This is a genomic window from Scandinavium manionii (assembly GCF_024764775.1).
GTDB lineage: Bacteria > Pseudomonadota > Gammaproteobacteria > Enterobacterales > Enterobacteriaceae > Scandinavium > Scandinavium manionii.
In genome coordinates this window covers 329,882-352,715 of record NZ_JALIGC010000035.1, presented here as the reverse complement: position 1 = coordinate 352,715, position 22,834 = coordinate 329,882, and the positions used below count along the sequence as shown (strand labels likewise).

The 22,834-nt window shown below is 51.6% G+C and carries 22 protein-coding genes and 1 pseudogene; 12 read left to right on the top strand and 11 right to left on the bottom strand.

The genetic code is table 11. The features are described 5' to 3' along the window. Positions 1-817: 817 nt before the first annotated feature. From MUU51_RS07840 to MUU51_RS07825, 4 genes are all read right to left on the bottom strand, one after another. Positions 818-1,243: a hypothetical protein gene (locus MUU51_RS07840; RefSeq protein ID WP_258967530.1), complete on the bottom strand. Its 426-nt coding sequence runs from the start codon at positions 1,241-1,243 to the stop codon at positions 818-820. Positions 1,244-1,310: 67 nt separating this feature from the next. After that, positions 1,311-1,736 carry a hypothetical protein gene (locus tag MUU51_RS07835; protein ID WP_258967529.1) on the bottom strand — a complete coding sequence of 142 codons (426 nt, stop codon included), beginning with the start codon at positions 1,734-1,736 and terminating at the stop codon, positions 1,311-1,313. A gap of 5 nt (positions 1,737-1,741) precedes the next feature. Beyond that, positions 1,742-1,864, bottom strand: coding sequence for a hypothetical protein (locus tag MUU51_RS07830; protein WP_258967528.1), 123 nt, complete (start codon positions 1,862-1,864; stop codon positions 1,742-1,744). A gap of 2 nt (positions 1,865-1,866) precedes the next feature. Further along, positions 1,867-3,006 (bottom strand): site-specific integrase, encoded by a 1,140-nt coding sequence (locus MUU51_RS07825; protein ID WP_258967527.1) that lies wholly within the window; start codon positions 3,004-3,006, stop codon positions 1,867-1,869. Between the two features lie 502 nt (positions 3,007-3,508). On the opposite strand from MUU51_RS07825, the gene topA reads away from it, so the two are divergent. From topA to acnA, 6 genes are all read left to right on the top strand, one after another. Next, a complete protein-coding gene (gene topA / locus MUU51_RS07820; protein WP_258967526.1) occupies positions 3,509-6,109 on the top strand; it encodes a type I DNA topoisomerase in 2,601 nt (866 codons plus the stop codon). Between the two features lie 195 nt (positions 6,110-6,304). Then, positions 6,305-7,279, top strand: a complete 975-nt coding sequence (gene cysB / locus MUU51_RS07815) for an HTH-type transcriptional regulator CysB (RefSeq protein WP_097161090.1) — start codon at positions 6,305-6,307, stop codon at positions 7,277-7,279. 324 nt (positions 7,280-7,603) lie between these two features. Continuing rightward, on the top strand, positions 7,604-7,765 hold the full coding sequence (locus MUU51_RS07810) for a YmiA family putative membrane protein (RefSeq protein ID WP_509908846.1): 162 nt from the start codon (positions 7,604-7,606) through the stop codon (positions 7,763-7,765). Positions 7,766-7,767: 2 nt separating this feature from the next. Beyond that, positions 7,768-7,935, top strand: a complete 168-nt coding sequence (locus tag MUU51_RS22300) for a YciX family protein (RefSeq protein WP_159774542.1) — start codon at positions 7,768-7,770, stop codon at positions 7,933-7,935. 127 nt (positions 7,936-8,062) lie between these two features. Continuing rightward, positions 8,063-8,161: a small membrane protein YmiC gene (gene ymiC, locus MUU51_RS07805; protein WP_235033676.1), complete on the top strand. Its 99-nt coding sequence runs from the start codon at positions 8,063-8,065 to the stop codon at positions 8,159-8,161. Between the two features lie 173 nt (positions 8,162-8,334). Beyond that, positions 8,335-11,010, top strand: coding sequence for an aconitate hydratase AcnA (gene acnA / locus MUU51_RS07800; protein ID WP_159774544.1), 2,676 nt, complete (start codon positions 8,335-8,337; stop codon positions 11,008-11,010). Between the two features lie 87 nt (positions 11,011-11,097). On the opposite strand, the gene trpS is transcribed toward acnA, so the two are convergent. Next, a complete protein-coding gene (trpS, locus tag MUU51_RS07795; RefSeq protein ID WP_258967525.1) occupies positions 11,098-12,117 on the bottom strand; it encodes a tryptophan--tRNA ligase in 1,020 nt (339 codons plus the stop codon). A gap of 236 nt (positions 12,118-12,353) precedes the next feature. After that, on the bottom strand, positions 12,354-12,944 hold the full coding sequence (gene ribA / locus MUU51_RS07790) for a GTP cyclohydrolase II (RefSeq protein WP_166665165.1): 591 nt from the start codon (positions 12,942-12,944) through the stop codon (positions 12,354-12,356). Between the two features lie 179 nt (positions 12,945-13,123). On the opposite strand from ribA, the gene pgpB reads away from it, so the two are divergent. The 5 genes from pgpB to yciH all read left to right on the top strand — a co-directional run bounded on the left by pgpB (position 13,124) and on the right by yciH (position 16,769). Continuing rightward, on the top strand, positions 13,124-13,888 hold the full coding sequence (gene pgpB / locus MUU51_RS07785) for a phosphatidylglycerophosphatase B (protein ID WP_258967547.1): 765 nt from the start codon (positions 13,124-13,126) through the stop codon (positions 13,886-13,888). A 151-nt stretch (positions 13,889-14,039) separates the two neighbouring features. Then, positions 14,040-14,348 carry a LapA family protein gene (locus MUU51_RS07780; protein WP_159774548.1) on the top strand — a complete coding sequence of 103 codons (309 nt, stop codon included), beginning with the start codon at positions 14,040-14,042 and terminating at the stop codon, positions 14,346-14,348. A gap of 6 nt (positions 14,349-14,354) precedes the next feature. Then, positions 14,355-15,524 (top strand): lipopolysaccharide assembly protein LapB, encoded by a 1,170-nt coding sequence (gene lapB / locus MUU51_RS07775; protein WP_159774550.1) that lies wholly within the window; start codon positions 14,355-14,357, stop codon positions 15,522-15,524. A 193-nt stretch (positions 15,525-15,717) separates the two neighbouring features. After that, the gene (gene pyrF / locus MUU51_RS07770) at positions 15,718-16,443 is read left to right on the top strand and encodes an orotidine-5'-phosphate decarboxylase (RefSeq protein ID WP_159774552.1); all 726 of its coding nucleotides are present in this window, start codon (positions 15,718-15,720) and stop codon (positions 16,441-16,443) included. After that, positions 16,443-16,769, top strand: a complete 327-nt coding sequence (yciH, locus tag MUU51_RS07765) for a stress response translation initiation inhibitor YciH (RefSeq protein WP_159774554.1) — start codon at positions 16,443-16,445, stop codon at positions 16,767-16,769. Before pyrF ends, yciH begins: the two co-directional genes overlap by 1 nt. A gap of 130 nt (positions 16,770-16,899) precedes the next feature. On the opposite strand, the gene osmB is transcribed toward yciH, so the two are convergent. The 3 genes from osmB to MUU51_RS07750 all read right to left on the bottom strand — a co-directional run bounded on the left by osmB (position 16,900) and on the right by MUU51_RS07750 (position 18,392). Next, complete coding sequence (osmB, locus tag MUU51_RS07760; protein ID WP_159758852.1) at positions 16,900-17,118, bottom strand: osmotically-inducible lipoprotein OsmB; 219 nt, start codon at positions 17,116-17,118, stop codon at positions 16,900-16,902. Between the two features lie 323 nt (positions 17,119-17,441). Next, positions 17,442-18,191, bottom strand: coding sequence for a DNA-binding transcriptional regulator YciT (gene yciT, locus MUU51_RS07755; protein WP_258967524.1), 750 nt, complete (start codon positions 18,189-18,191; stop codon positions 17,442-17,444). Between the two features lie 18 nt (positions 18,192-18,209). Beyond that, positions 18,210-18,392, bottom strand: coding sequence for a YciZ family protein (locus MUU51_RS07750; protein WP_110507940.1), 183 nt, complete (start codon positions 18,390-18,392; stop codon positions 18,210-18,212). A gap of 201 nt (positions 18,393-18,593) precedes the next feature. Between MUU51_RS07750 and MUU51_RS07745 the strand changes: the two are divergent. Next, a pseudogene (locus MUU51_RS07745) lies at positions 18,594-18,698 on the top strand (crotonase/enoyl-CoA hydratase family protein); the annotation flags it as partial. On the opposite strand, the gene pdeR reads toward MUU51_RS07745, so the two are convergent. Together pdeR and MUU51_RS07735 are read right to left on the bottom strand one after the other, a co-directional pair. Further along, on the bottom strand, positions 18,695-20,686 hold the full coding sequence (pdeR, locus tag MUU51_RS07740; protein WP_159774558.1) for a cyclic di-GMP phosphodiesterase: 1,992 nt from the start codon (positions 20,684-20,686) through the stop codon (positions 18,695-18,697). The pseudogene MUU51_RS07745 and the gene pdeR sit on opposite strands and share 4 nt — an antisense overlap. A gap of 197 nt (positions 20,687-20,883) precedes the next feature. Then, positions 20,884-22,824 (bottom strand): exoribonuclease II, encoded by a 1,941-nt coding sequence (locus tag MUU51_RS07735; protein ID WP_258967523.1) that lies wholly within the window; start codon positions 22,822-22,824, stop codon positions 20,884-20,886. Positions 22,825-22,834: the final 10 nt, after the last annotated feature.

The window sequence follows — 22,834 nt, the reverse complement described above, 5'->3', positions numbered from 1 at the left end:
GCTTTGGCCATGGTGCGTGCGCTGAACAAAATGACGAAGGCAGGTATGCCAGAAAGTGTACGTGTCTGCTGAGAGCCGGAGCGGTTACAGGGAAACTCGCTTCAAACCTGATTTATTCAACAAAGCCGAGCCTGTCCTGTATGCTTATGCAGAATGGATTAGTGCTGAGTTCCAGCAAGTAGTAATCACTGCTTTCACAGCGTTAGCAAATAACAATGTGAAGAAAGCGAAAGAGAATAAACATCAATAGATGTTAGGTGTTCGCAGCTATGCTGCTCATTGCTGTCCGTGTTGAAGGTAGGCATTACTTCGTAATACCAGTGGCAAGTAAGCTCATACACATGCGCAGCTTGTTATTATTTCTTAAACAACATATCCGTCATCTATTGATGACTATCCTGCTCGTGAAGCTGCTGGTGAGAATCTCCTACGCAACACTTCCTTTCTCTTAAAAGTAGAGAATGAAGTAGATGATTTAGCGGTTGCACTTTTCATGCAACCGACTCAAGGTGGTACTCCGCAGAAATATTACGACCTCAACTGTGACCAGATGATGTTAGTTGGTATGCGAGAAAGCAAAGCTGTACGTAAAGTGGTGCTTGCTCAATTGTAGAAACGGGAAATCCCGTCACTAGATAGAAGCACGATTTCCTGCTTCTAAAAAGCGATGCTCAAATATGAGCAACGGTAGGTTTCTTATTCTCCAAAATCGGAGAATTAAATGCTCAAAAACGAGCATTAAACGTGGTTGTGATGGTGATGTTCGTGAAAGAAAACAAAAAGCCCCCGTAATGGAGGCTCTATTCTTAATGTGAGTTTATTTCTCAACAGAGCAAGAATAAATGGTTGAATCACTCATTGATCCTGATAACTGTACACGCAGGGCAGTTTTCATATTCTTTCTTACTTCAGGAAGACTCATTGACGCAATGAGGTTGTCTGTTATCAATGTGTAATAATCTGCTACCGAAAAACTTTCATCAGTGCCATCATAGCCCTTTATTACAGTGTAATTAATCACGTCATTGTTATCAAAGTCGGTAGTTATTGACACCATGTCTGCCCACTTCTGATTCCTGTTGCTCATTGCTATTTTCTTTCCGTTTTTATAAATTTCAAGCGAGGGGTTTTTCCCGGACAAATATTTAACGGCATACCCTCCCTCACATTTAAATGAATGAGACTCAGCAAAAGCAACAGTGCTAAAGAACATCAAACCTATAACCACTAAAATCTTTCTCATTTCTTACACCCTTCTTTTATTAATGCTGGAATTAAACATTAGCTGCATTGATAGCACGTTGCATTTTTCAATTCATAGGCACTGAGTTGCAATTTCCAAAGTATGAAATGGGTTTGAAATTTACAACGTTAGTCTGTGTGCCTATTATATCGTACTTGCTAAAATCCAAATGAATCGCAGACTGTAATCTCTCCCATAAGTTTTTATGGTAGAAGTATAAATCAAGTTCATGATATTGGGTATCACTCACGCTGGCATCATACTCTATGGAGTAATCCCGTTTTCTTCCCGACATTGATGGGGTTCTAATCAGCTCCATCTTATAATCAATACCACTACCAGCCAATGTGGCTTTTCTGCCATTTAGATTCATTGTAAATTCAATGCCCTTGCTAGTGGTGCATGAATAAAATGCATGAGTTAACTGCTTGGTCTCATTTGAGCTATCACAACCGGCAAGCACAAGGCAGGTCAATAATATTATTCTTTTCATTTAATTCACATCCCCAAGTCATTCATCAATTGTTCAAGTTCTTCATCATCAGCAGGAACTAAGACATGAGGAACAAACTCACCATTCCACTGTACCTCTTCACATTCTTCAACAGAGAAGTTGTCCATATTTAAACACTCCCTGTCATATTGCTTCCTTTGGAAGCTAAATCGAGAGCAGCCTTCATCTGTAACAGTGGTGAACGAGTCGCATAAACCCTGTCTGTTATCAGGCTCTGTGTGTGGCCTAATATGAAAGCTCTGGTACTGTCTTGAACGTTATGGTCACGGAGACGGTCTGAGAGGCTGTACCTCATGCAGTGGGATGTACGTTTAATGCTAATCATCTTGAACATTTTACGAAGAGCAACATCAATCTGTTGAGACGTCATCCCCAATGCTGGTTTCTCTTCCCATATTCCCAGCTCTAACAGGGCATCGTTCAGAGGAATGTTTCTGATACTGCTCTCATTTTTAACCTTCTTCCCATTTTCATCATTAATAGAAATACACTTGATTCCTTCAATCTCACGGAAATCAGAAGAGGTTATTTGCGCAAGCTCACCAAGGCGCATCCCTGTATGGTAGAACATAGCAAGAATGAATTTGCTCTTTTGGTCTGTCTGTATAATGGGGAGAGATAATAAGGTGTCATATTGCTCTCTTGTTACAGCTTCCTTCTTGTTCACCGTTTTGACATTTTTATAACCCATTCCCTTTACAGGATTACGTGTCAAATAGTCACGCTGGTCACAACAGAAAGAGAATAGGGCGTTTACATTATCTAAGCGCTTTTTGCGTGATGAAACAGCAGATGGATATTTAGTATCAAGAAACATTTTGAAGTCAGAGATAGTCTGTTTATTCACTTCTTCTATAATAAAAACATTGTGAGTGGCACAGAAGGAGCTGAACATATCAAGTCCATATTCCTTCTCCTTTAATGTCTGCTCTGTCCAGTCACGTTTCTTTTCACTGAAGTATTCATCCTTCACATTCTTCAGTGTGTGGCCTGTAGCGGCCTCTGCTACGCTCTGTTTCGTTACCCGATGTTGCGGTACTGCTGAAGGCGTTAAAGCCTTAGCGTTGATTACAGGGGCCGTGAAGGGTAGCTGAGACATCTGTGCTGACAGATGGGCTATAGTGTCGTTTCTAACCATCTCATCTCGGTAGTTCTTCATAGTGATGGACAGTGCTTTAAAAGGAAGAGATAGGGGAGATAGCTCCAGTAGTCGGATTGACATAGCAGTTGAACGACGGACAGCAATCATTACATCTCTGGTTCGTAGGCTGATTGAGAGAGTGCCTCCTGCTGCTCGTTTACGGAACACATAACCTGCTCTAACCGAGTACGAAGTGTTTGTTATTTGTGCGAAGCTCATAGTCTTGTAGCCTTTACGATTTTTAATGATGGATAAAAATCACTTATAATTCCAAGACTTCTGACTTCGTTTATCCGGCCCAAGTGTAAGGCTCTACTTGCGTAACGGATTTTATCAGGTACAGTGTGACGCTTTCGCATTCTGGCAACAGAATTGCTTGACATTCGACCGAAAATTCTTCGTGCTATACCACCTGGCAGGAAAAGGCCAGCAAACTCAATCCTCTGACTCAGGCTTCTGGGGCCGGACCAGAGAAGGGGTTGATATCCATTGACGCCGCCACAAGATTTAGGCACGTCGCCAGTGGAAGGTGAATTCAAGTGCGATATATGCACTACCTCCTTTTGGAAAGTGCGTATTCCTGGAAGAATCAAATTAGGTAAAGGTGAATATGGGTAAAGCTCTCGTTATCGTTGAGTCCCCGGCAAAAGCCAAAACGATCAATAAGTACCTGGGTAATGACTACGTGGTGAAATCCAGCGTGGGTCATATCCGCGATCTGCCGACCAGTGGCTCAGCAAGCAAAAAGAGCGCCGACTCTACCGCCGCCAAACCGGCCAAAAAGCCGAAAAAGGATGAACGTGGTGCGCTTGTAAACCGCATGGGCGTTGATCCGTGGCACGACTGGGCTGCCCAGTATGAAGTGCTGCCAGGTAAAGAAAAGGTTGTCGCTGAACTCAAACAGTTAGCTGAAAAAGCTGACCATATCTATCTCGCAACTGACCTTGACCGCGAAGGGGAGGCCATTGCATGGCACCTGCGGGAAGTGATCGGTGGTGATGACTCACGCTATAGCCGCGTGGTGTTTAACGAGATAACCAAGAATGCGATTCGTCAGGCGTTTGACACGCCAGGTGAACTGAATATCGACAGGGTTAATGCTCAGCAGGCGCGTCGTTTCGTCGACCGCGTGGTGGGTTACATGGTCTCTCCACTGCTGTGGAAAAAGATTGCTCGTGGTCTGTCTGCAGGACGCGTACAGTCTGTTGCCGTACGTCTGGTTGTCGAGCGCGAGCGTGAAATTAAAGCGTTCGTTCCTGAAGAGTACTGGGAAATTGACGCCAACACCGCGACGCCGTCAGGCGATGCTCTTCCGCTGGAAGTCAGCCATCATCACGATAAGCCATTCCGTCCGGTTACCCGTGATGAAACCATGGCCGCCGTTAGCCAGCTTGAAAAAGCACGCTACAGCGTACTCGAACGTGAAGATAAGCCGACCAGCAGCAAGCCGGGTGCGCCGTTCATCACCTCCACGCTCCAGCAAGCAGCAAGTACCCGTCTTGGCTACGGCGTGAAGAAAACCATGATGATGGCTCAGCGTCTGTATGAAGCGGGTCACATCACTTATATGCGTACCGACTCCACAAACCTGAGTCAGGACGCGGTAAGCATGGTTCGCGACTACATTGGTGAAAACTTCGGTAAGAAATATCTGCCGGAAAACGCCAATCAGTACGCCAGCAAAGAGAATTCACAGGAAGCGCACGAAGCCATTCGTCCTTCTGATGTCGCGGTTGTGGCCGAATCTCTGAAAGATATGGAAGCTGACGCGCAGAAACTGTATCAGCTGATCTGGCGCCAGTTTGTGGCGTGTCAGATGACGCCAGCGCAGTACGATTCCACCACGCTGACCGTTGGCGCGGGTGATTTCAAACTGAAAGCACGCGGTCGTACCTTGCGCTTCGACGGCTGGACGAAAGTCATGCCTGCTCTGCGTAAAGGCGACGAAGACCGTACGCTGCCGCCGGTGAAAAAAGGTGAAGAGCTGACCCTGGTTGAGCTTCTTCCTGCTCAGCACTTTACCAAGCCACCAGCGCGATTCAGCGAAGCGTCTTTGGTTAAAGAACTCGAAAAGCGTGGCATCGGCCGTCCGTCTACCTATGCGTCGATCATTTCGACCATTCAGGATCGTGGTTATGTTCGCGTCGAAAACCGTCGTTTTTACGCCGAGAAGATGGGCGAGATCGTCACCGATCGTCTGGAAGACAACTTCCGCGAGCTGATGAACTACGACTTCACCGCGCAGATGGAAAGCAGCCTTGACCAGGTCGCAAATCATCAGGCCGAGTGGAAACAGGTTCTGAACGACTTCTTCGGCGACTTTACCCGTCAGCTCGAAACGGCGGAGAAAGATCCGGAAGAAGGCGGTATGCAGCCGAACCCGATGATCATGACCAGCATCGACTGCCCAACTTGTGGCCGTAAGATGGGGATCCGTACCGCGAGCACCGGCGTGTTCCTGGGCTGTTCCGGCTATGCTTTACCGCCGAAAGAGCGTTGCAAAACCACCATTAACCTGGTGCCAGAAAACGAAGTGCTGAACGTACTGGAAGGCGACGACGCGGAAACCAACGCGCTGCGTGCTAAACGCCGTTGTGCCAAATGCGGCACGGCGATGGACAGCTACCTTATCGATCCGAAACGTAAACTGCACGTCTGTGGTAACAACCCGACCTGCGATGGCTACGAAATCGAAGAAGGCGAGTTCCGCATCAAGGGTTATGACGGCCCAATCGTTGAGTGTGAAAAATGTGGTTCTGAAATGCACCTGAAAATGGGACGTTTTGGTAAGTACATGGCCTGTACCAACGACGATTGCAAGAATACCCGTAAGATCCTGCGTAACGGTGAAGTTGCGCCGCCGAAGGAAGATCCGACTCCGCTGCCAGAACTGCAGTGTGAGAAATCAGATGCATACTTCGTGTTGCGTGATGGTGCTGCGGGCGTGTTCCTGGCGGCGAATACCTTCCCTAAATCGCGTGAAACACGTGCGCCGTTAGTGGAAGAACTGCACCGCTTTCGTGACCGTCTCCCGGAAAAACTGCGCTATCTGGCAGATGCTCCGCAGGAAGACGGCCAGGGTAACAAGACCATGGTGCGTTTCAGCCGTAAAACGAAGCAGCAGTATGTGTCTTCTGAAAAAGACGGAAAAGCGACCGGTATGTCTGCCTTCTTTATCGACGGCAAGTGGCAGGAAGTCGCGAAGAAGTAATGGGTTTCTGAATCACTGAAACACTCCGTTAAGGGCCGCTCTGCGGCCCTTTCTTTTGGCAAAAATAGCCACGTTATTATTTTTTCTTCACATCTATACACATCCGGTATAAATGATATAGTGGTTATAGTTAACCACTTTTTTATTATTAAATCGTATTAGGCAACCGTGCCTTACGCATATCGGATACCGGTCATGAAACTACAGCAACTCCGTTATATCGTTGAGGTTGTGAACCATAACCTTAACGTTTCCTCGACTGCTGAAGGGTTGTATACCTCTCAGCCTGGCATCAGTAAACAGGTTCGCATGCTCGAGGATGAGCTGGGTATCCAGATATTTGCCCGCAGCGGAAAACACCTGACGCAGGTGACGCCGGCGGGGCAGGAAATTATTCGTATCGCCCGCGAAGTTCTGTCTAAAGTCGATGCGATAAAGTCGGTCGCCGGGGAACATACCTGGCCGGATAAAGGCTCGCTTTACGTAGCGACCACCCATACTCAGGCGCGTTATGCGCTGCCGGGCGTTATCAAAGGCTTTATTGAGCGTTACCCGCGCGTGTCGTTGCATATGCACCAGGGTTCACCGACGCAAATCGCCGAAGCGGTCTCCAAAGGCAATGCCGATTTCGCCATCGCTACCGAAGCGCTGCACTTGTATGACGATTTGGTCATGCTGCCGTGCTACCACTGGAACCGTTCTATTGTGGTTACGCCGGATCATCCGCTGGCAGGGAAAGGGTCGGTGACCATTGAAGAACTGGCGCAGTATCCACTGGTCACGTACACCTTTGGTTTCACCGGGCGTTCAGAACTGGACACCGCTTTCAATCGCGCAGGGCTTACGCCGCGTATCGTGTTCACGGCGACCGATGCCGACGTTATTAAAACCTATGTGCGTCTGGGTCTGGGCGTGGGCGTGATTGCGAGCATGGCCGTCGACCCGGTTTCCGATCCTGATCTTATCAAGCTCGAGGCAGGCGACATCTTCAGCCACAGCACCACCAAGATTGGTTTCCGTCGCAGCACTTTCCTGCGCAGCTACATGTATGATTTTATTCAGCGCTTTGCACCGCATTTGACTCGCGACGTGGTCGATACCGCTGTGGCATTGCGCTCCAATGAAGATATCGAAGAGATGTTTAAAGATATCAAATTACCTGAGAAATAATTTCTCAGGGTATTAATGATATCCCTGGCAACGGGGATATCGTGAATTAGATCACTTAACGTAAATTAAAATCTCCCTCATTTGCATTTATCCTTTTTCTGGTTTCCATTCCCAGGCCCTCTCGTCCCATTAATCTGCTGTTAAAACTCGACAAAAGTAGAAACTATTTTGCCGCTACGCAAATTTTTATCGTCAATTATTTATTTGCCGTCAAAGATTGAAGATCCAATGGGTAACCATTCGTAAAATCGCTGGATTTTTAGCGCTTTTTTTATTAGGATTTATCTCAATGATGATTACTGGTACCGATTGTTTGGTGCGATAATGATAAGTGACGCCGATTGTATGAGGTCAGCAATGCCAGCAGGACGTGAAGAACCGCAGAGGGATGCTGAGCTGAAGCGAAAAGCCTGGCGGGCGGTATTCCTGGGCTCCGCGCTGTTTTGGGTGGTTGTTGCGCTACTCATCTGGAAATATTGGGGTTAAAAATGGTTGTTTCTGGTCAGAGTCTGCCCGAGAAGGCCACATGTCAATCAAATGACAAACCGCAAGACCGCAAAAAGGGGCCGGTAACCGTTCCTGCTTCCTGGAAACTGACGGCTCAGCAGAAGGGTTTTATTGATTCCTTCGCTGATGCCGACGATAAAAAAAGCTAATCATTCAATTTAATATTTCGGTGAGTTTGCAGTACGTTCGTTTTTGTACTCGTTAATAAATACACCACAGCAATAAGACCACTGCCTGAATAGGCGGTCAGAATGAATAACTATGGGTGTTAATATAATGAATACTAACCGTAACCTGAAATACTGGTCATGGATTGGAGCGTTTACATTCTCAGTCCTTTTCTGGTGCCAGCTGGTCTGGATGCTCATCAAATAATCCTCTGATAAACCCGGTGCTTACGCCGGGTTTACTCTTTTTTGCCTGTCACGTTTCCCTGCCATTTATCAATTCGGGTTGTTATCAAAGCGTTACGTTGTGGTTGTGTTATCTTTATAGACAGACCCTGAGGAGCATCAGGGTTTCGCAATCCCTGTCATTAAGGAGGAGCTATGTCGTCAACCCTACGAGAAGCCAGTAAGGACACGTTACAGGCCCAAGCCAAAACGTATCACTATTACAGCCTGCCGCTAGCCGCCAAAACTCTGGGCGATATTTCTCGCCTGCCAAAATCACTCAAGGTCCTGCTTGAAAACCTGCTGCGCTGGCAGGACGGTGATTCCGTAACTGAAGAAGATATTTATGCGTTGGCGGGGTGGCTGAAAAATGCCCATGCCGATCGTGAAATTGCCTATCGTCCAGCGCGTGTGCTGATGCAGGACTTTACCGGTGTGCCTGCCGTGGTCGATCTCGCGGCGATGCGTGAGGCCGTGAAACGCCTCGGCGGTGACACCGCGAAAGTAAACCCACTTTCACCGGTCGACCTCGTGATTGACCACTCGGTTACCGTCGATCAGTTCGGTGATGACGAGGCGTTCGGCGAAAACGTGCGCCTGGAAATGGAACGTAACCACGAACGCTACGTATTCCTGCGCTGGGGCCAACAGGCATTCAGCCGCTTCAGCGTCGTTCCGCCGGGCACCGGTATTTGTCATCAGGTTAACCTGGAATATCTCGGCAAAGCGGTGTGGAGTGAGTTACAGGACGGAGAGTGGATTGCTTATCCGGACACGCTGGTCGGTACCGATTCCCACACCACAATGATCAACGGTCTCGGCGTTTTAGGCTGGGGCGTCGGCGGGATTGAAGCCGAAGCCGCGATGCTCGGCCAGCCGGTATCCATGCTTATCCCGGATGTTGTCGGATTCAAACTGACCGGCAAATTGGCGGAAGGCATCACCGCCACTGACCTCGTGTTGACCGTCACCCAGATGCTGCGTAAGCACGGCGTGGTGGGCAAATTTGTTGAATTCTACGGTGACGGGCTGGACTCGTTGCCGCTGGCAGACCGCGCCACCATCGCCAATATGGCGCCGGAATACGGCGCGACCTGCGGTTTCTTCCCTATTGATGGCGTCACGCTTGAGTACATGCGCCTCAGCGGTCGCAGCGACGATCAAATCGAACTGGTGGAAGCCTACGCCAAAGCGCAGGGAATGTGGCGTAATACCGGGGATGAGCCGGTATTTACCAGCACACTTGAGCTGGATATGAATAGTGTTGAGGCGAGTCTTGCTGGGCCGAAACGTCCACAGGATCGCGTGGCGCTCGGCGACGTGCCGAAAGCCTTTGCGCAGAGTTCTGAGCTGGAACTGAACACCGCGCAGAAAGACCGCAATCCGGTCGACTATACGTTGAACGGGCATCAGTATCAGCTTCCGGAAGGCGCGGTGGTTATTGCCGCCATCACCTCTTGTACCAATACTTCCAACCCTAGCGTGTTAATGGCCGCCGGGTTGCTGGCGAAAAAAGCCGTCAAAATTGGCCTTCAACGTCAGCCATGGGTGAAAGCGTCACTCGCGCCAGGCTCTAAAGTGGTGTCAGATTACCTGGCTCACGCCAAACTCACGCCGTACCTCGATGAACTGGGCTTTAATCTGGTGGGTTACGGTTGTACCACCTGTATCGGTAACTCAGGTCCGTTGCCGGACCCGATAGAAACGGCCATCAAGAAAGGTGATTTAACCGTGGGGGCTGTGCTTTCTGGTAACCGTAACTTTGAAGGACGTATTCATCCACTGGTGAAAACCAACTGGCTGGCGTCGCCGCCGCTGGTGGTGGCGTATGCGCTGGCAGGTAACATGAATATCAACCTGGTGACCGACCCGCTGGGACATGACCGCAAGGGCGATCCGGTGTATCTGAAAGATATCTGGCCGAGCGGCAAAGAGATTGCTCGCGCTGTGGAAGAAGTATCGACCGAGATGTTCCGCAAAGAGTACGCTGAAGTGTTCGAAGGCACGCCGGAATGGAAAGCGATTCAGGTCGATAAATCAGACACCTATGGCTGGCAGCAGGACTCAACCTACATCCGTCTGTCACCGTTCTTTGATGAAATGGGGATAGAACCGGACCCGGTGCAGGATATTCACGGTGCACGCATACTGGCAATACTCGGTGACTCGGTGACTACCGATCACATTTCGCCGGCAGGGAGTATTAAACCGGACAGCCCGGCAGGGCGTTATCTGCAAAATCATGGCGTCGAACGTCGCGATTTTAACTCCTACGGCTCCCGTCGCGGCAACCATGAAGTGATGATGCGCGGCACCTTCGCCAACATCCGTATTCGTAACGAAATGGTACCCGGCATTGAAGGCGGTATGACCCGTCATCTGCCCGGTACGGAAGTCGTTTCGATTTACGATGCCGCGATGCGCTATCAGGAGCAGGGCACACCACTGGCGGTCATTGCCGGGAAAGAGTATGGCTCGGGTTCCAGCCGCGACTGGGCAGCAAAAGGTCCGCGTCTGCTTGGCATCCGGGTGGTTATCTCGGAATCGTTCGAGCGTATTCACCGCTCTAATCTGATCGGAATGGGGATTTTGCCGCTTGAGTTCCCGGCCGGCGTTACCCGCCAAACACTGGGGCTGACAGGCGAAGAGCAGATTGACATCGTTGACCTGCAAAAGCTGAAACCGGGAGCCACTGTGCCGGTGACGCTGACCCGCGCGAATGGTAAAAAAGAGGTGATTGATTGCCGCTGTCGTATCGACACGGCGACGGAACTGACCTATTACCAGAACGACGGGATCCTGCATTACGTGATCCGTAATATGCTACGTTAACCCAAAAATAGCCCGGCGGCGCAAGTTTGCCAGGCCTACGGACCCAGCTGTAGGCGTGGCAAGCGCAGCGTCACCGGACGTGATAGCTCAGAACATCACCGGTAAGCCCAGCCCGCGTTTAACGGCAAGCAGCGTTTTTTGCGTATGCTCATGGGCTTTCTCACTGCCTTGCTTCAATATTCCCAGCAGTGTTTCTTTGTCGGTAATCAGCTGCTGACGGCGTTCGCGAATAGGGGCCAGCAGTGTCTGCAGGCAGTCTTCCAGCTCATTTTTGCACTGTCTGTCGCCGAGTCCCCCTTGTTGATAGTGCGCTTTCATGTCAGCCACTTTTTCGCTATCAGGATGGAACGCATCGAGGTAAGTGAACACGATGTTGCCTTCAATTTTACCCGGATCGCTAATGCGCAAATGCGAGGGATCGGTGTACATCGCGCTAACGGCACGCTGGATCTCCTGTTCGTTGGCGGAAAGTGTCAGCGTATTGCCGAGCGATTTCGACATTTTGGCTGAACCGTCAATGCCCGGCAGGCGTCCGTTGGCGCTCAGTAAGGCCTGACAGTGACGCAGAACCGGGGCGTTCATCAGACTGTTCATCTTGTGCACAATTTCATTGGTCTGCTCAATCATCGGTAACTGATCGTCACCGACAGGCACAAGGTCAGCGCCGAAGGCGGTGATATCGGCAGCCTGGCTGATGGGATAGACCAAAAATCCCGTGGGCAGCGAGCGGGCAAAGCCTTTCTGCTGAATTTCATGTTTGACCGTTGGATTACGCTCCACGCGCGAAACGGTGACGATGTTCATATACAGCATGGTCAGTTCTGCCAGCGCGGGAAGGGCGGATTGCAGGCAAATGGTGGTCCGAAGCGGATCGATGCCCACCGCCAGGTAATCGGCCATCACCTCAAGGATATTACTGGCGATTTTTTCGGGTCGGGAGCCGTTATCGGTCAAACCCTGCAAATCGGCAATCAGAACAAATTGCGGATGCAATTGCTGTAGCGCAACGCGCTGGCGCAGTGAACCCACGTAGTGGCCGAGATGTAATGGGCCAGTTGGGCGGTCGCCAGTTAAAATACAATGAGATGTCGCGGTTGGATGTGTCATCAGAAGCTCCTGTTTTGACCACCGGAGACGGTTCTGTTGACAGAGTGGACGCCTTCCGGCGGCCTGAACTAAAAAAAAGATAAAGGGGTATCAGGCGGCCTAAATTAAGGCTGCCACCAACGAGAAGTGAGGGAGATACGCGTGCTATTCATGTTTCGACCTTACACCAGTTCAGGCGCAGGCACAATCAACAGGTTCATGCTGGATAGGCGGTGCCCGCAGGCACCGCAACAGAATTAATTGCCAAGCAGATGGCCCATCTTGGCGGCTTTGGTATCGAGATAATGCTCGTTCTTCGGGTTGCGGCCGACAATCAACGGCACGCGTTCAACGATGTTGATCCCGGCTTCGGTCAGGATTTCGACCTTTTTCGGGTTGTTGGTCAGCAGACGCACTTCATCCACCCCCAGCAGCTTGAACATATCCGCGCACAGAGTGAAATCACGTTCGTCGGCGGCAAAGCCCAACTGGTGATTCGCTTCCACGGTGTCATAGCCCTGATCCTGTAACGCATAGGCGCGAATCTTATTCAGCAACCCAATGTTACGACCTTCCTGACGATGATAAAGCAGAATACCGCGACCTTCTTCAGCGATGTGCGCCAACGCCGCTTCCAGCTGGAAACCGCAGTCGCAGCGCAGGCTGAACAGGGCGTCGCCGGTCAGACATTCGGAATGTACGCGCGACAGCACCGGTGTTTTCCCAGAAATATCGCCGAACACCAGGGCGACGTGATCTTGCCCGGTTGCCAGTTCTTCAAAGCCCACCATCAGGAAATCGCCCCAAGGGGTTGGCAGTTTGGCTTCTGCCACACGTTTAAGCTGCATGTGATTCTCCAGATTATATCGGCATGCATGTGCCTTCTGTTTGCGCCTATTTTGCCACAATGCCGGAGCTTCACCTAATGGCTGACGGTTGTCTGCTGCTTAAGCGCACAATTCAGCCTCTTTCACCGTTATGGCTTTTTTCAGTTATGATTGTGATGTTTAAGGAAAAAGGAGACATGATGCTTTCTATCGCCAGACGAACCGCGGCAGGAGCTGCCGTGCTACTCGTGATGCCGGTTGCGGTATGGATTTCCGGCTGGACGTGGCAACCCGGACACAATGCCTGGTGGTTGAAGATGCTCTACTGGGTAACGGAAACCGTGACGCAGCCGTGGGGCATCATCACTCATGTCATTCTTTGCGCCTGGTTTTTGTGGTGCCTGCGTTTTCGCCTGCGCGCCGCATTAACGCTCTTTGCGATCCTGGCTGCGGCAATTCTTATCGGGCAGGGGGCTAAATCCTGGGTGAAGGACCGCGTCCAGGAGCCAAGACCGTTTGTTATCTGGCTGGAAAAAACGCAGCAGGTGCCGGTGGAGGAGTTCTACACTTTAAAGCGTAAGGACCGGGCACACTTAGTGAAACAACAGCTGGCCGACAAGAATGATTTACCAGCCTTTTTACGACATCACTGGCAGAAAGAGACCGGGTTTGCCTTCCCGTCAGGTCACACGATGTTTGCTGCCAGTTGGGCGCTGCTGGGCGTGGGGCTGCTGTGGCCGCGTCGTCGCACAATAACCATCGCGGTTCTGCTGGTGTGGGCAACAGCGGTAATGGGCAGCCGTTTGCTGCTGGGGATGCACTGGCCGCGCGATTTAGTGGTCGCCACCCTGATGTCCTGGCTGCTGGTGACGCTTGCCACCTGGTTTGCGCAAAAACTCTGTGGCCCGTTGACGCCGCCAGGGGAAGAAGCAAGGGAAATCCGAAACCGCGAGTCTGAAGAGTGACGCAGGTTGATTTCGGTCGTTTCCACCCACAAATCCGTAGCTGGCAGCACGCTTGGCAGTTTCGCCGTTGCGGCGAAGATGGTACTTTATAAGGCTGGAAGCGAAAGATCGAACATGATTTATTCACATAAACCACATAACGGGAAGTAATGTGAAATATTTACTCATTTTCTTATTGGTGTTGGCGATTTTCGTTGTCTCCGTCACCCTTGGCGCGCAAAACGATCAGCAGGTCACTTTTAACTATCTGCTGGCGCAAGGGGAGTTTCGGATCTCCACTCTGTTAGCGGTGCTTTTTGCCGCTGGATTTGCCATCGGCTGGCTGATTTGCGGCATGTTCTGGCTGCGTACTCGCGTCTCACTGCTGCGCGCTGAGCGCAAAATTAAACGCCTTGAGCAACAAATTAACCCGGTCACTCCCGCTTCGTCTGCGCCGGTCGTTCCGGCTGTGAAGGAATAACTTTCTATGTTGGAGTTGTTGTTTCTGCTTTTGCCCGTCGCCGCCGCGTATGGCTGGTACATGGGCCGCAGAAGTGCACAACAGTCCAAACAGGACGATGCTAGCCGCCTCTCCCGTGACTACGTCGCGGGCGTAAACTTCCTGCTCAGCAATCAGCAGGACAAAGCGGTGGACCTGTTCCTCGACATGCTTAAAGAGGATACCGGCACCGTTGAGGCGCACCTGACGCTCGGCAACCTGTTCCGCTCGCGTGGTGAAGTCGACCGCGCTATTCGCATTCACCAGACCTTAATGGAAAGCGCCTCGCTGACCTATGACCAGCGCCTGCTGGCAGTGCAGCAACTGGGCCGTGACTACATGGCTGCGGGTCTGTATGACCGCGCAGAAGACATGTTCAGCCAGCTGGTGGATGAAACTGAATTCCGTATTAGCGCGCTTCAGCAGCTGCTGCAAATTTACCAGGCAACCAGCGACTGGCAAAAAGCCATCGACGTCGCGGAGCGTCTGGTCAAACTCGGAAAAGAAAAACACCGCCCTGAAATAGCCCATTTCTGGTGCGAACTGGCCCTGCAGCAAATGGGCAACAGCGACATGGATAAAGCCATGACATTGCTGAAAAAGGGCGCCGCCGCCGATCGTAACAGCGCGCGCGTGTCTATCATGATGGGACGGGTGTTTATGACCAATGGTGATTACGCCAAAGCGGTGGAATCACTGCAGCGCGTTATCGATCAGGACCGTGAACTGGTCAGCGAAACCCTGGAAATGCTGCAAACCTGCTACCAGCAACTCGGTAAAGATGAAGAATGGGAACACTTCCTGCGTCGCGCAGTGGAAGAGAATACCGGTGCCACCGCCGAGCTGATGCTGGCGCAAATCATGGAACAGCGCGAAGGTGCTGATACCGCACAAACCTACGTCACCCGCCAGCTTCAGCGCCACCCGACCATGCGAGTGTTCCATAAGTTAATGGATTACCACCTCAATGAAGCGGAAGAAGGGCGCGCGAAAGACAGCTTGATGGTGCTGCGGGACATGGTTGGCGAACAGGTGCGCAGCAAACCGCGCTATCGCTGCCAGAAATGCGGCTTCACCGCCTACACGCTTTACTGGCACTGTCCTTCCTGCCGAGCCTGGTCCTCGGTCAAACCTATCCGCGGCCTCGACGGTCAGTAATTTTTAAAAAACCGATGCATTAGTTACAACATACTTGTTCGTTTTCAACATGCCTATTGTGGCATCGAGCCCGCCATCGCTGGGCAGGTGAAAACCGGAAAATGCAGCCTGTCAATTTCATGCTGTCGCAGGTAGAATGCACGCCGTTTACCGTTTTTACGCCGGTTGCGGCCCACAACAAGAAGGTCTGGTCATGACGTCTGAATCCCGTATTGTTACTTCCTCTCCCGTAGTTGTTGCCCTTGATTATGATAATCGCGACAAAGCGCTGGCTTTCGTCGATCGTATCGACCCGCGCGACTGCCGTCTGAAAGTAGGCAAAGAGATGTTCACGCTGTTTGGGCCACAGCTGGTGCGAGACCTGCAACAGCGCGGGTTTGATATCTTCCTCGATCTGAAATTCCACGACATTCCCAACACCACTGCGCATGCGGTTGCCGCTGCCGCTGATTTAGGTGTCTGGATGGTGAATGTCCATGCCACCGGTGGTGCACGTATGATGACCGCCGCGCGTGAGGCGCTGTTATCGTTTGGCAAAGATGCGCCGCTACTGATTGCCGTCACCGTTCTGACCAGCATGGAAGCCAGCGATTTACAGGATTTGGGCATTTCGCTTTCTCCGGCGGATCATGCGGCGAAGCTGGCGGCGCTCACCCAGCGTTGCGGTCTGGATGGGGTCGTATGCTCAGCTCAGGAAGCCGTACGCTTCAAGCAGGAACTGGGCCAGGCATTTAAACTGATTACTCCGGGCATTCGTCCTGCGGGCAGCGATGCGGGCGATCAGCGTCGAATCATGACCCCAGAACAGGCGCAGATGGCGGGCGTTGACTACATGGTGATTGGACGCCCGGTGACTCAGTCAGTTGACCCGGCGCAAACGCTGCGTCAGATTAACGCATCGCTTACAAAGGAGGCCTAATGAACGATTCCAACAGCCGTCTGGTGTATTCCACCGACAGCGGTCGAATTGACGAACCGAAAGCGGCTGTCGAGCGTCCAAAAGGCGACGGCATTGTGCGCATTCAGCGTCAGACCAGCGGACGTAAAGGCAAAGGCGTGTGTTTGATTACCGGCATTGATGCCGATGATGCCGAACTTACGAAAATTGCCGCCGAACTGAAAAAGAAATGTGGCTGCGGTGGGGCGCTGAAAGACGGCGTGATTGAAATTCAGGGCGACAAACGTGACCTGATTAAATCCCTGCTTGAAGCCAAAGGCATGAAGGTCAAACTGGCTGGCGGTTAACGTCACCTGTTTTCCATTATTGTCGTCAGATATAAAAAGGCCACGCAATTGCGTGGCTTTTTTACAGGTGAAAGTAGTGTGTGTAAGTCAGACCTGAATATCGTTTTCTTTATTATTTCCCTAAAGGGAATTATTTACCGACCTGGTGACCAATAATACCACCGACTGCTGCCCCGCCCAGAGTACCTAGCGTGCTACCGTCGGTCAGCACGGCGCCACCGAGGGCACCCGCGCCCGCACCGATAGCGGTGTTACGGTCACGTTTGGACCAGTTTGAACATGCACTCAGGGACATGATCAGCGTTGCAGCCAGCACGGCCGCGGTCATTTTTTTGCTCATTGAAGTCATAAAGTTCTCTCCTGAATAATATCTCCACGAAAGTGCCTACATTCAGTTTAGTCCTGAAGGGAAACCGTTCGGCATTCATGGAATTGTGTTGCGCAGGTGTTACTAAAATCACGCAAGTGATAGTCACTTCCTGTTATATCGCTAACATTAATTTTACGTCGTCGGGCGAGAACAGGGAGGTAAAAAATCTTAATTGGTGCGTCAGAAGAATCCTAGATATGACAGGGTGTTGAAGAATGAAACAGAATGGAAATATCGGGACGTGGAGTATTTAAGCAGAATATTATGCGGAAAGAAGCAACCCCCGCGGACGGGGGCTTTTTTCATGGACGTTTAACGATATCTACCGTTAAACCAGAGTGTTCGAGCAGATGCTTATGCTCGGCAGAAAGGCCATCATCGGTGATGACGCGATTAAACTTCTGCATTGGGCCAAGCGGGTAAGGGTGAACCGCGCCAAACTTCGAGCTGTCGCTCAGTACAATGGTTTCACACTCTTTATCCAGCACAGCGCTCACCACATCCGCACGCATCATATCGCGACCGGTGAAGCCGGTATCATGTTGCCAACCGTCCACCCCAATAAAAGCTTTGCTGAAATGCACCTGCTGAATGAACTGGCGGGTTAGAGGTCCAACCATACTTTCGCTTTTCTTCTGATAAATGCCCCCGAGTAAAATCACTTCGCCCGGTGTTTCTTTCAGGAGATGCGCAATATAGCTGCTGACGGTGATGATGGTAATCCCCGGCTGCTCAGAGAGCGCGCGGGCGAGCAGGGCGTTGCTGCTACCGTTCTCGATAAACACCGTTTCGCCTGGGCTGACAAGGCGGGCAGCCCAGGCGGCAAGTTCACGTTTGAGCGAGAAATTGTTCATCATTCGCGTCTCGACGTCTTCGCTGTCGAGCGGCACGGCGAAGCCATGAGTACGGCGCAGATAACTTTGTTTTTCCAGCAGATTCAGATCCTGACGGATAGTCACCTCTGAAACCCCGGTCATCAGGGCGAGATCGGCAACGCTCATGCGTCCTTTGTCGATCACCATTTGCAAAATAGATTGTTGTCGGGCGTTCATATCAAGGTCACTACTGTTTTAAATTTCCCAAGGGGATTTAGGCTGAGCGGATTTTTGTTCCTGCTCGCCGGACGCCTGAGCCAAAAGCTCTGCTTTCAGGATTTCGAGATTGTTAATTGCAGAGTGGTAATCACCCGCCACCAGAATATCCAGCACGGTATCAACACGTTGAGCTAACTGGCGCGCATCGAGGTTTGACATAGGCAATCCTGAGAGAAAAGTAAGAAAAATCAATGATGCAAAAAAAGGGGGCAAAAGAGAAGCGGAAAATGTCATGGGCTAAAAACACATAACGAAAAATTATAAATTACGACTCCGGATATCCGCAAGAAATGGCCTGGATTAGCCTGATAATGTGCGCAATGGGCGACGTGAAGCGCTGCGGCCTATGTGCGGGCCTGTGTGGACGCCGGATTCTGTCTCGAGGACAAAGACATTGCCTATATGGAGCGTCTGGTCATGTTGCAGAACCGGCGTACCCAGGTCTCGCTGCGCAAAGCCAGCTAACGCAGCTTGCGGGTCTGACGTCGCTTTAGCCAGCGCTCAAACACGGCAGCGGGCATTGGCTTAGCAAATAAGAAACCTTGCCGCTCGTTGACGCCATTCTTGGTCAGAAAGGCGTCTTCTTTCGCGCTTTCCACGCCTTCAGCGATCACCTGTAAATTCAGCGCCTGGGCCACTGCCACGATGGCGCGCACCAGTGATTGCGCGACGGGCTGCTTATGCACATCGCGCACGAACACCTGATCCAGTTTGATGGCGTCAATTGGGAAACGGGCCAGCTGTGAAAGCGACGAATATCCAGTACCGAAGTCATCCAGATGCACCTGCGCCCCGAGCGCGCTGAACTGCTGGATAACCGACTGCGCTAGCTCCTCGTTTTCAATCAGGCAACTTTCCGTCAATTCGACGTCGATAGGGCAATATTCAAAATTCAGGTCACGTAACGCCTGTTTTAAATCACTGAAAATGGTCTGGTCGGCAAGCTGACGCGCCGACACGTTCACCGCCACGCGCAGGTTAATGCCTTTGTCACGCCATAGCGCCACCTGGCGCACCACGTCGAGCATAACCCAGCGCCCGAGCGGCACAATCAGCCCGGACTCTTCGGCGTAGGAGATAAATTCGGCCGGCCCTATTAGCCCGCGTTCCGGCGACTCCCACCGGACTAAGGCTTCCAGGCTGCGAACTTCACCGCGCCAGGTGATTTTCGGCTGGTAGTGAATCACCAGTTGGTTGTTATCCAGCGCTTTACGCAGGTTGGTGTCGAGCCACAAATACTCAAACACGCGCTGGTTCATTTCCGGGGAGAAGACGCAGAATTTTCCGCGACCGCCTTCTTTGGCGGTGTACATGGCGGTATCGGCGTTACGGATCAGGCTTTCTTTGTCGTTCCCGTGTTGAGGGGCGAGGGAAATGCCGAGCGAACAGCCAGAATAGACTTCAATCAGCCCAATGCGGAACGGGTCACGCAGGCGATTGAGAATCCGCGAGGCCATCGCTTCCAGGCTGCCCTGGGAGGTTTGGGTCGCCAGGATGATAAACTCATCGCCGCCGAGGCGTGCCAGGGTCTGGCCTTCCTCCAGGCAGCTTAAAATTGATAACGCCACCGACTGCAGGAGCTGATCGCCAAACATATGCCCGTAGGCATCGTTCACCTTTTTGAAGTTATCGAGGTCGAGATACACAATGCCGACCTGATTATCTTCGCGAGTTTTAATCGCGTCGGTGATCATGTCATTGATGGCGTTACGGTTAGGCAAACCGGTAATGGTATCGGTATTGGCGAGAACCCGCAGACGCTCCTGGGCGCGGCGTTCTTCGGTAATGTCGGTGCCAGAGCAGATCAAATATATTTCGTTTTTACCGCTGCCGCTGTGCACGAATTTATTGCGGAATAAAAACAGGCGCTGACCTTTGCGGGTTTTAACCCAGCGCTCGACTTCATACGAACTGCCGTTTTTAAAGAACCCGCTAATATTACGGCGCGAGGCGGCGGCTTCCGCCGGGCTCATAAACAGCTTAAAAACGTTCTGTCCAATCACCTCATGTTCTTTCATCCCGGTATATTCTTCGCTCAAACGATTAAAGCGCTGAATATTGCCGTGGCGATCAAGAATAACGATAACGGAGTTGGCTTCGGAAACGACCTGCTCGGCGAAGGAGAGCCCTTGCACAAGGTCGCGAGCAACTGAGCCGGTATCATCCCAGGCTGATGCGCTACCAGCCCATTGCGATTTATTGATTTTACGGCCCACCAGATGCACCAGCACCGGGTTGCCATAAAGATTCAGGCTCAGCGTCAGACTGGAGGTGATCACCGTCATCTCGCGTATACAGTTCGCCTGATCCGCACTTAGCGCCACCACCTGACTCGTGTCGGTCTCCTCGATGGCCGCCAGCTGCAGCGCGTTGCTGTCACCGGACAATCGCCAGTAGGGACTGCTGGTCCCCAGATACCGAAAGAGCAGGTTTTTCTCCAGTTCCTCTGACATCTCTTCTCCCAAACCACATTAGCGCAACCATTGATAAAAGCCGGCACAGCCAGATTATTGTTTTAAGTGGAAATGCTCCACTTTATTGTGATCGCTTTTGCTGGAATGTGGGGGGAATTGTGGAAAAAAAGTGTGGAAGGAATCGTATTGCAGAAGAAGAAAAGGGCAGCCAACCAATGATTAGCCGCCCTTAAGTATTACACCTGGAATGGACGCGCGATAACGCTGCGGGTTTCCATTCGGACTTCGGCGATCGTGACGTCGATAACATCGGTCACTTTATAAACGGTTTCGCCTTTGATTTGCACGGTACCACTTTCCTGGCTGCAGACCATTTCATCACGCACGGCGTGCAGGAACGGTGCCGGAATAAATGCTACGGCGCCGTTATCCACCAGACGAACGCGCATTCCGCCGCGGCTGATATCAATGATTTCAGCAGCAAAACGGGTATCGGTGCCCGCTTTGTCATTCAGGAAACGTGCATACAGCCAGTCGGCCACATCACGCTCGGCCATACGATTCAGGCGGCGACGTTCTGCCATCTGAAGAGTGGCGTCTTCCTGCGGACGAGACGCGGTTTCACCTTTGATAATTGATTTCAGCAGACGATGGTTGACCATGTCGCCGTATTTACGAATTGGTGAAGTCCAGGTAGCGTAGGCCTCAAGACCCAGACCGAAGTGCGGACCCGGCTCGGTGCTGATTTCAGCGAAGGACTGGAAGCGACGAATGCGGCTGTCGAGGAAGCCAGTCGGCATCGCATCGAGTTCACGGCGCAGCTTACAGAAACCGTCCAGCGTCAGCACTTCCTGCGGATCGACGTGCACGTCGTGGGTCTTCATCAGCTCAGAAAGCTGTTCCGTTTTCGCCGGGTCAAAACCGGTGTGAACGTTGTAGATACCGAAACCAAGCTTATCGCGCAGCACGCGAGCCGCGCAGATGTTGGCGGCAATCATAGACTCTTCAACGATGCGGTTGGCGATGCGACGCGGTTCAGCGACGATATCCAGCACTTCACCTTGTTCACCGAGCACGAAGCGGTAGTCCGGGCGGTCTTTGAACACCAGCGCGTGGTTATGACGCCACTCGCCGCGCAGAGCGCAAATGCGTTCCAGCAGTTTGATTTGTCCGGCGATCGCGTCATTCTGCGGCTGCCAGCTACCGTTGCCTTCCAGCCAGTCAGAAACATCGTCATAGGCCAGCTTGGCTTTGGACTCAATGGTGGCAGTGAAGAATTCGATATCGTCTTCGATGGTGCCATCGGCAGAGATAATCATGCGGCAGGCGAGAACAGGACGCACTTCATTCGCGCGCAGGGAGCACAGGTCGTCAGACAGTTCGCGTGGCAGCATCGGGATATTGAAGCCAGGAAGGTAGTTGGTGAATGCGCGAATTTTCGCGGCGTTATCCAGCTTACTCCCTTCTGCGATCCACGCGGTCGGATCGGCGATGGCAACGATCAGATGCAGTTTGCCGTCAGCGGCTTCTTCTGCATATAACGCATCGTCCATATCCTGGGTGCTGGCGCTATCGATAGTCACGAAGTCCAGCGCAGTCAGATCGCGACGCTCCAGACCTTCATCCAGCATCTCGGTTGCGGTGCCTTCCGGGGCCACTTTCTCAAGATTATGGCGCGCCAGCGTTACCCACCATGGAACGAAATGATCGTCGCCGTGGGTAATGAAGTGCGTGAGTTCAGCGTAGAAACTGCGGTCGCCTTTCAAAGGATGACGGCGCATTTCTGCCACGGCCCAGTCACCCTCTTTAAAATCGTGTTCCAGGCCGCGCACAGGGCGGCACTGGATGGCATCTCTCAGCAGCGGATGATCGGGTACGATGGATAGACGATCGTCCTTCTTCTGCACGCGGCCAACAAAACGCGTCAGGAACGGCTCGACCAGTTCTTCTGGTTCGGCGCTTTCTTTTCCTTTGTCGCCACTATGGATGGTGGCAATGATGCGGTCACCATGCATCACTTTTTTCATCTGTGGTGGAGAGATGAAATAGCTTTTCTGGGCATCGACTTCGAGAAAACCAAAGCCTTTTTCGGTGCCTTTCACCACCCCTTCAGCGCGAGGGGTCTGGGAATGAAGTTGCTGTTTTAGCTGTGCAAGCAGCGGGTTATCCTGAAGCATAATTATGTAT

Bases quoted from the DNA above. Each gene is read 5' to 3' on its own strand.
- MUU51_RS07840 (WP_258967530.1), bottom strand. From the start codon at position 1,243: ATGAGAAAGATTTTAGTGGTTATAGGTTTGATGTTCTTTAGCACTGTT.
- MUU51_RS07835 (WP_258967529.1), bottom strand. From the start codon at position 1,736: ATGAAAAGAATAATATTATTGACCTGCCTTGTGCTTGCCGGTTGTGAT.
- MUU51_RS07830 (WP_258967528.1), bottom strand. From the start codon at position 1,864: ATGGACAACTTCTCTGTTGAAGAATGTGAAGAGGTACAGTGGAATGGT.
- MUU51_RS07825 (WP_258967527.1), bottom strand. From the start codon at position 3,006: ATGATTGCTGTCCGTCGTTCAACTGCTATGTCAATCCGACTACTGGAG.
- topA (WP_258967526.1), top strand. From the start codon at position 3,509: ATGGGTAAAGCTCTCGTTATCGTTGAGTCCCCGGCAAAAGCCAAAACG.
- cysB (WP_097161090.1), top strand. From the start codon at position 6,305: ATGAAACTACAGCAACTCCGTTATATCGTTGAGGTTGTGAACCATAAC.
- MUU51_RS07810 (WP_509908846.1), top strand. From the start codon at position 7,604: ATGATAAGTGACGCCGATTGTATGAGGTCAGCAATGCCAGCAGGACGT.
- MUU51_RS22300 (WP_159774542.1), top strand. From the start codon at position 7,768: ATGGTTGTTTCTGGTCAGAGTCTGCCCGAGAAGGCCACATGTCAATCA.
- ymiC (WP_235033676.1), top strand. From the start codon at position 8,063: ATGAATACTAACCGTAACCTGAAATACTGGTCATGGATTGGAGCGTTT.
- acnA (WP_159774544.1), top strand. From the start codon at position 8,335: ATGTCGTCAACCCTACGAGAAGCCAGTAAGGACACGTTACAGGCCCAA.
- trpS (WP_258967525.1), bottom strand. From the start codon at position 12,117: ATGACACATCCAACCGCGACATCTCATTGTATTTTAACTGGCGACCGC.
- ribA (WP_166665165.1), bottom strand. From the start codon at position 12,944: ATGCAGCTTAAACGTGTGGCAGAAGCCAAACTGCCAACCCCTTGGGGC.
- pgpB (WP_258967547.1), top strand. From the start codon at position 13,124: ATGCTTTCTATCGCCAGACGAACCGCGGCAGGAGCTGCCGTGCTACTC.
- lapB (WP_159774550.1), top strand. From the start codon at position 14,355: ATGTTGGAGTTGTTGTTTCTGCTTTTGCCCGTCGCCGCCGCGTATGGC.
- pyrF (WP_159774552.1), top strand. From the start codon at position 15,718: ATGACGTCTGAATCCCGTATTGTTACTTCCTCTCCCGTAGTTGTTGCC.
- yciH (WP_159774554.1), top strand. From the start codon at position 16,443: ATGAACGATTCCAACAGCCGTCTGGTGTATTCCACCGACAGCGGTCGA.
- osmB (WP_159758852.1), bottom strand. From the start codon at position 17,118: ATGACTTCAATGAGCAAAAAAATGACCGCGGCCGTGCTGGCTGCAACG.
- yciT (WP_258967524.1), bottom strand. From the start codon at position 18,191: ATGAACGCCCGACAACAATCTATTTTGCAAATGGTGATCGACAAAGGA.
- MUU51_RS07750 (WP_110507940.1), bottom strand. From the start codon at position 18,392: ATGTCAAACCTCGATGCGCGCCAGTTAGCTCAACGTGTTGATACCGTG.
- pdeR (WP_159774558.1), bottom strand. From the start codon at position 20,686: ATGTCAGAGGAACTGGAGAAAAACCTGCTCTTTCGGTATCTGGGGACC.
- MUU51_RS07735 (WP_258967523.1), bottom strand. From the start codon at position 22,824: ATGCTTCAGGATAACCCGCTGCTTGCACAGCTAAAACAGCAACTTCAT.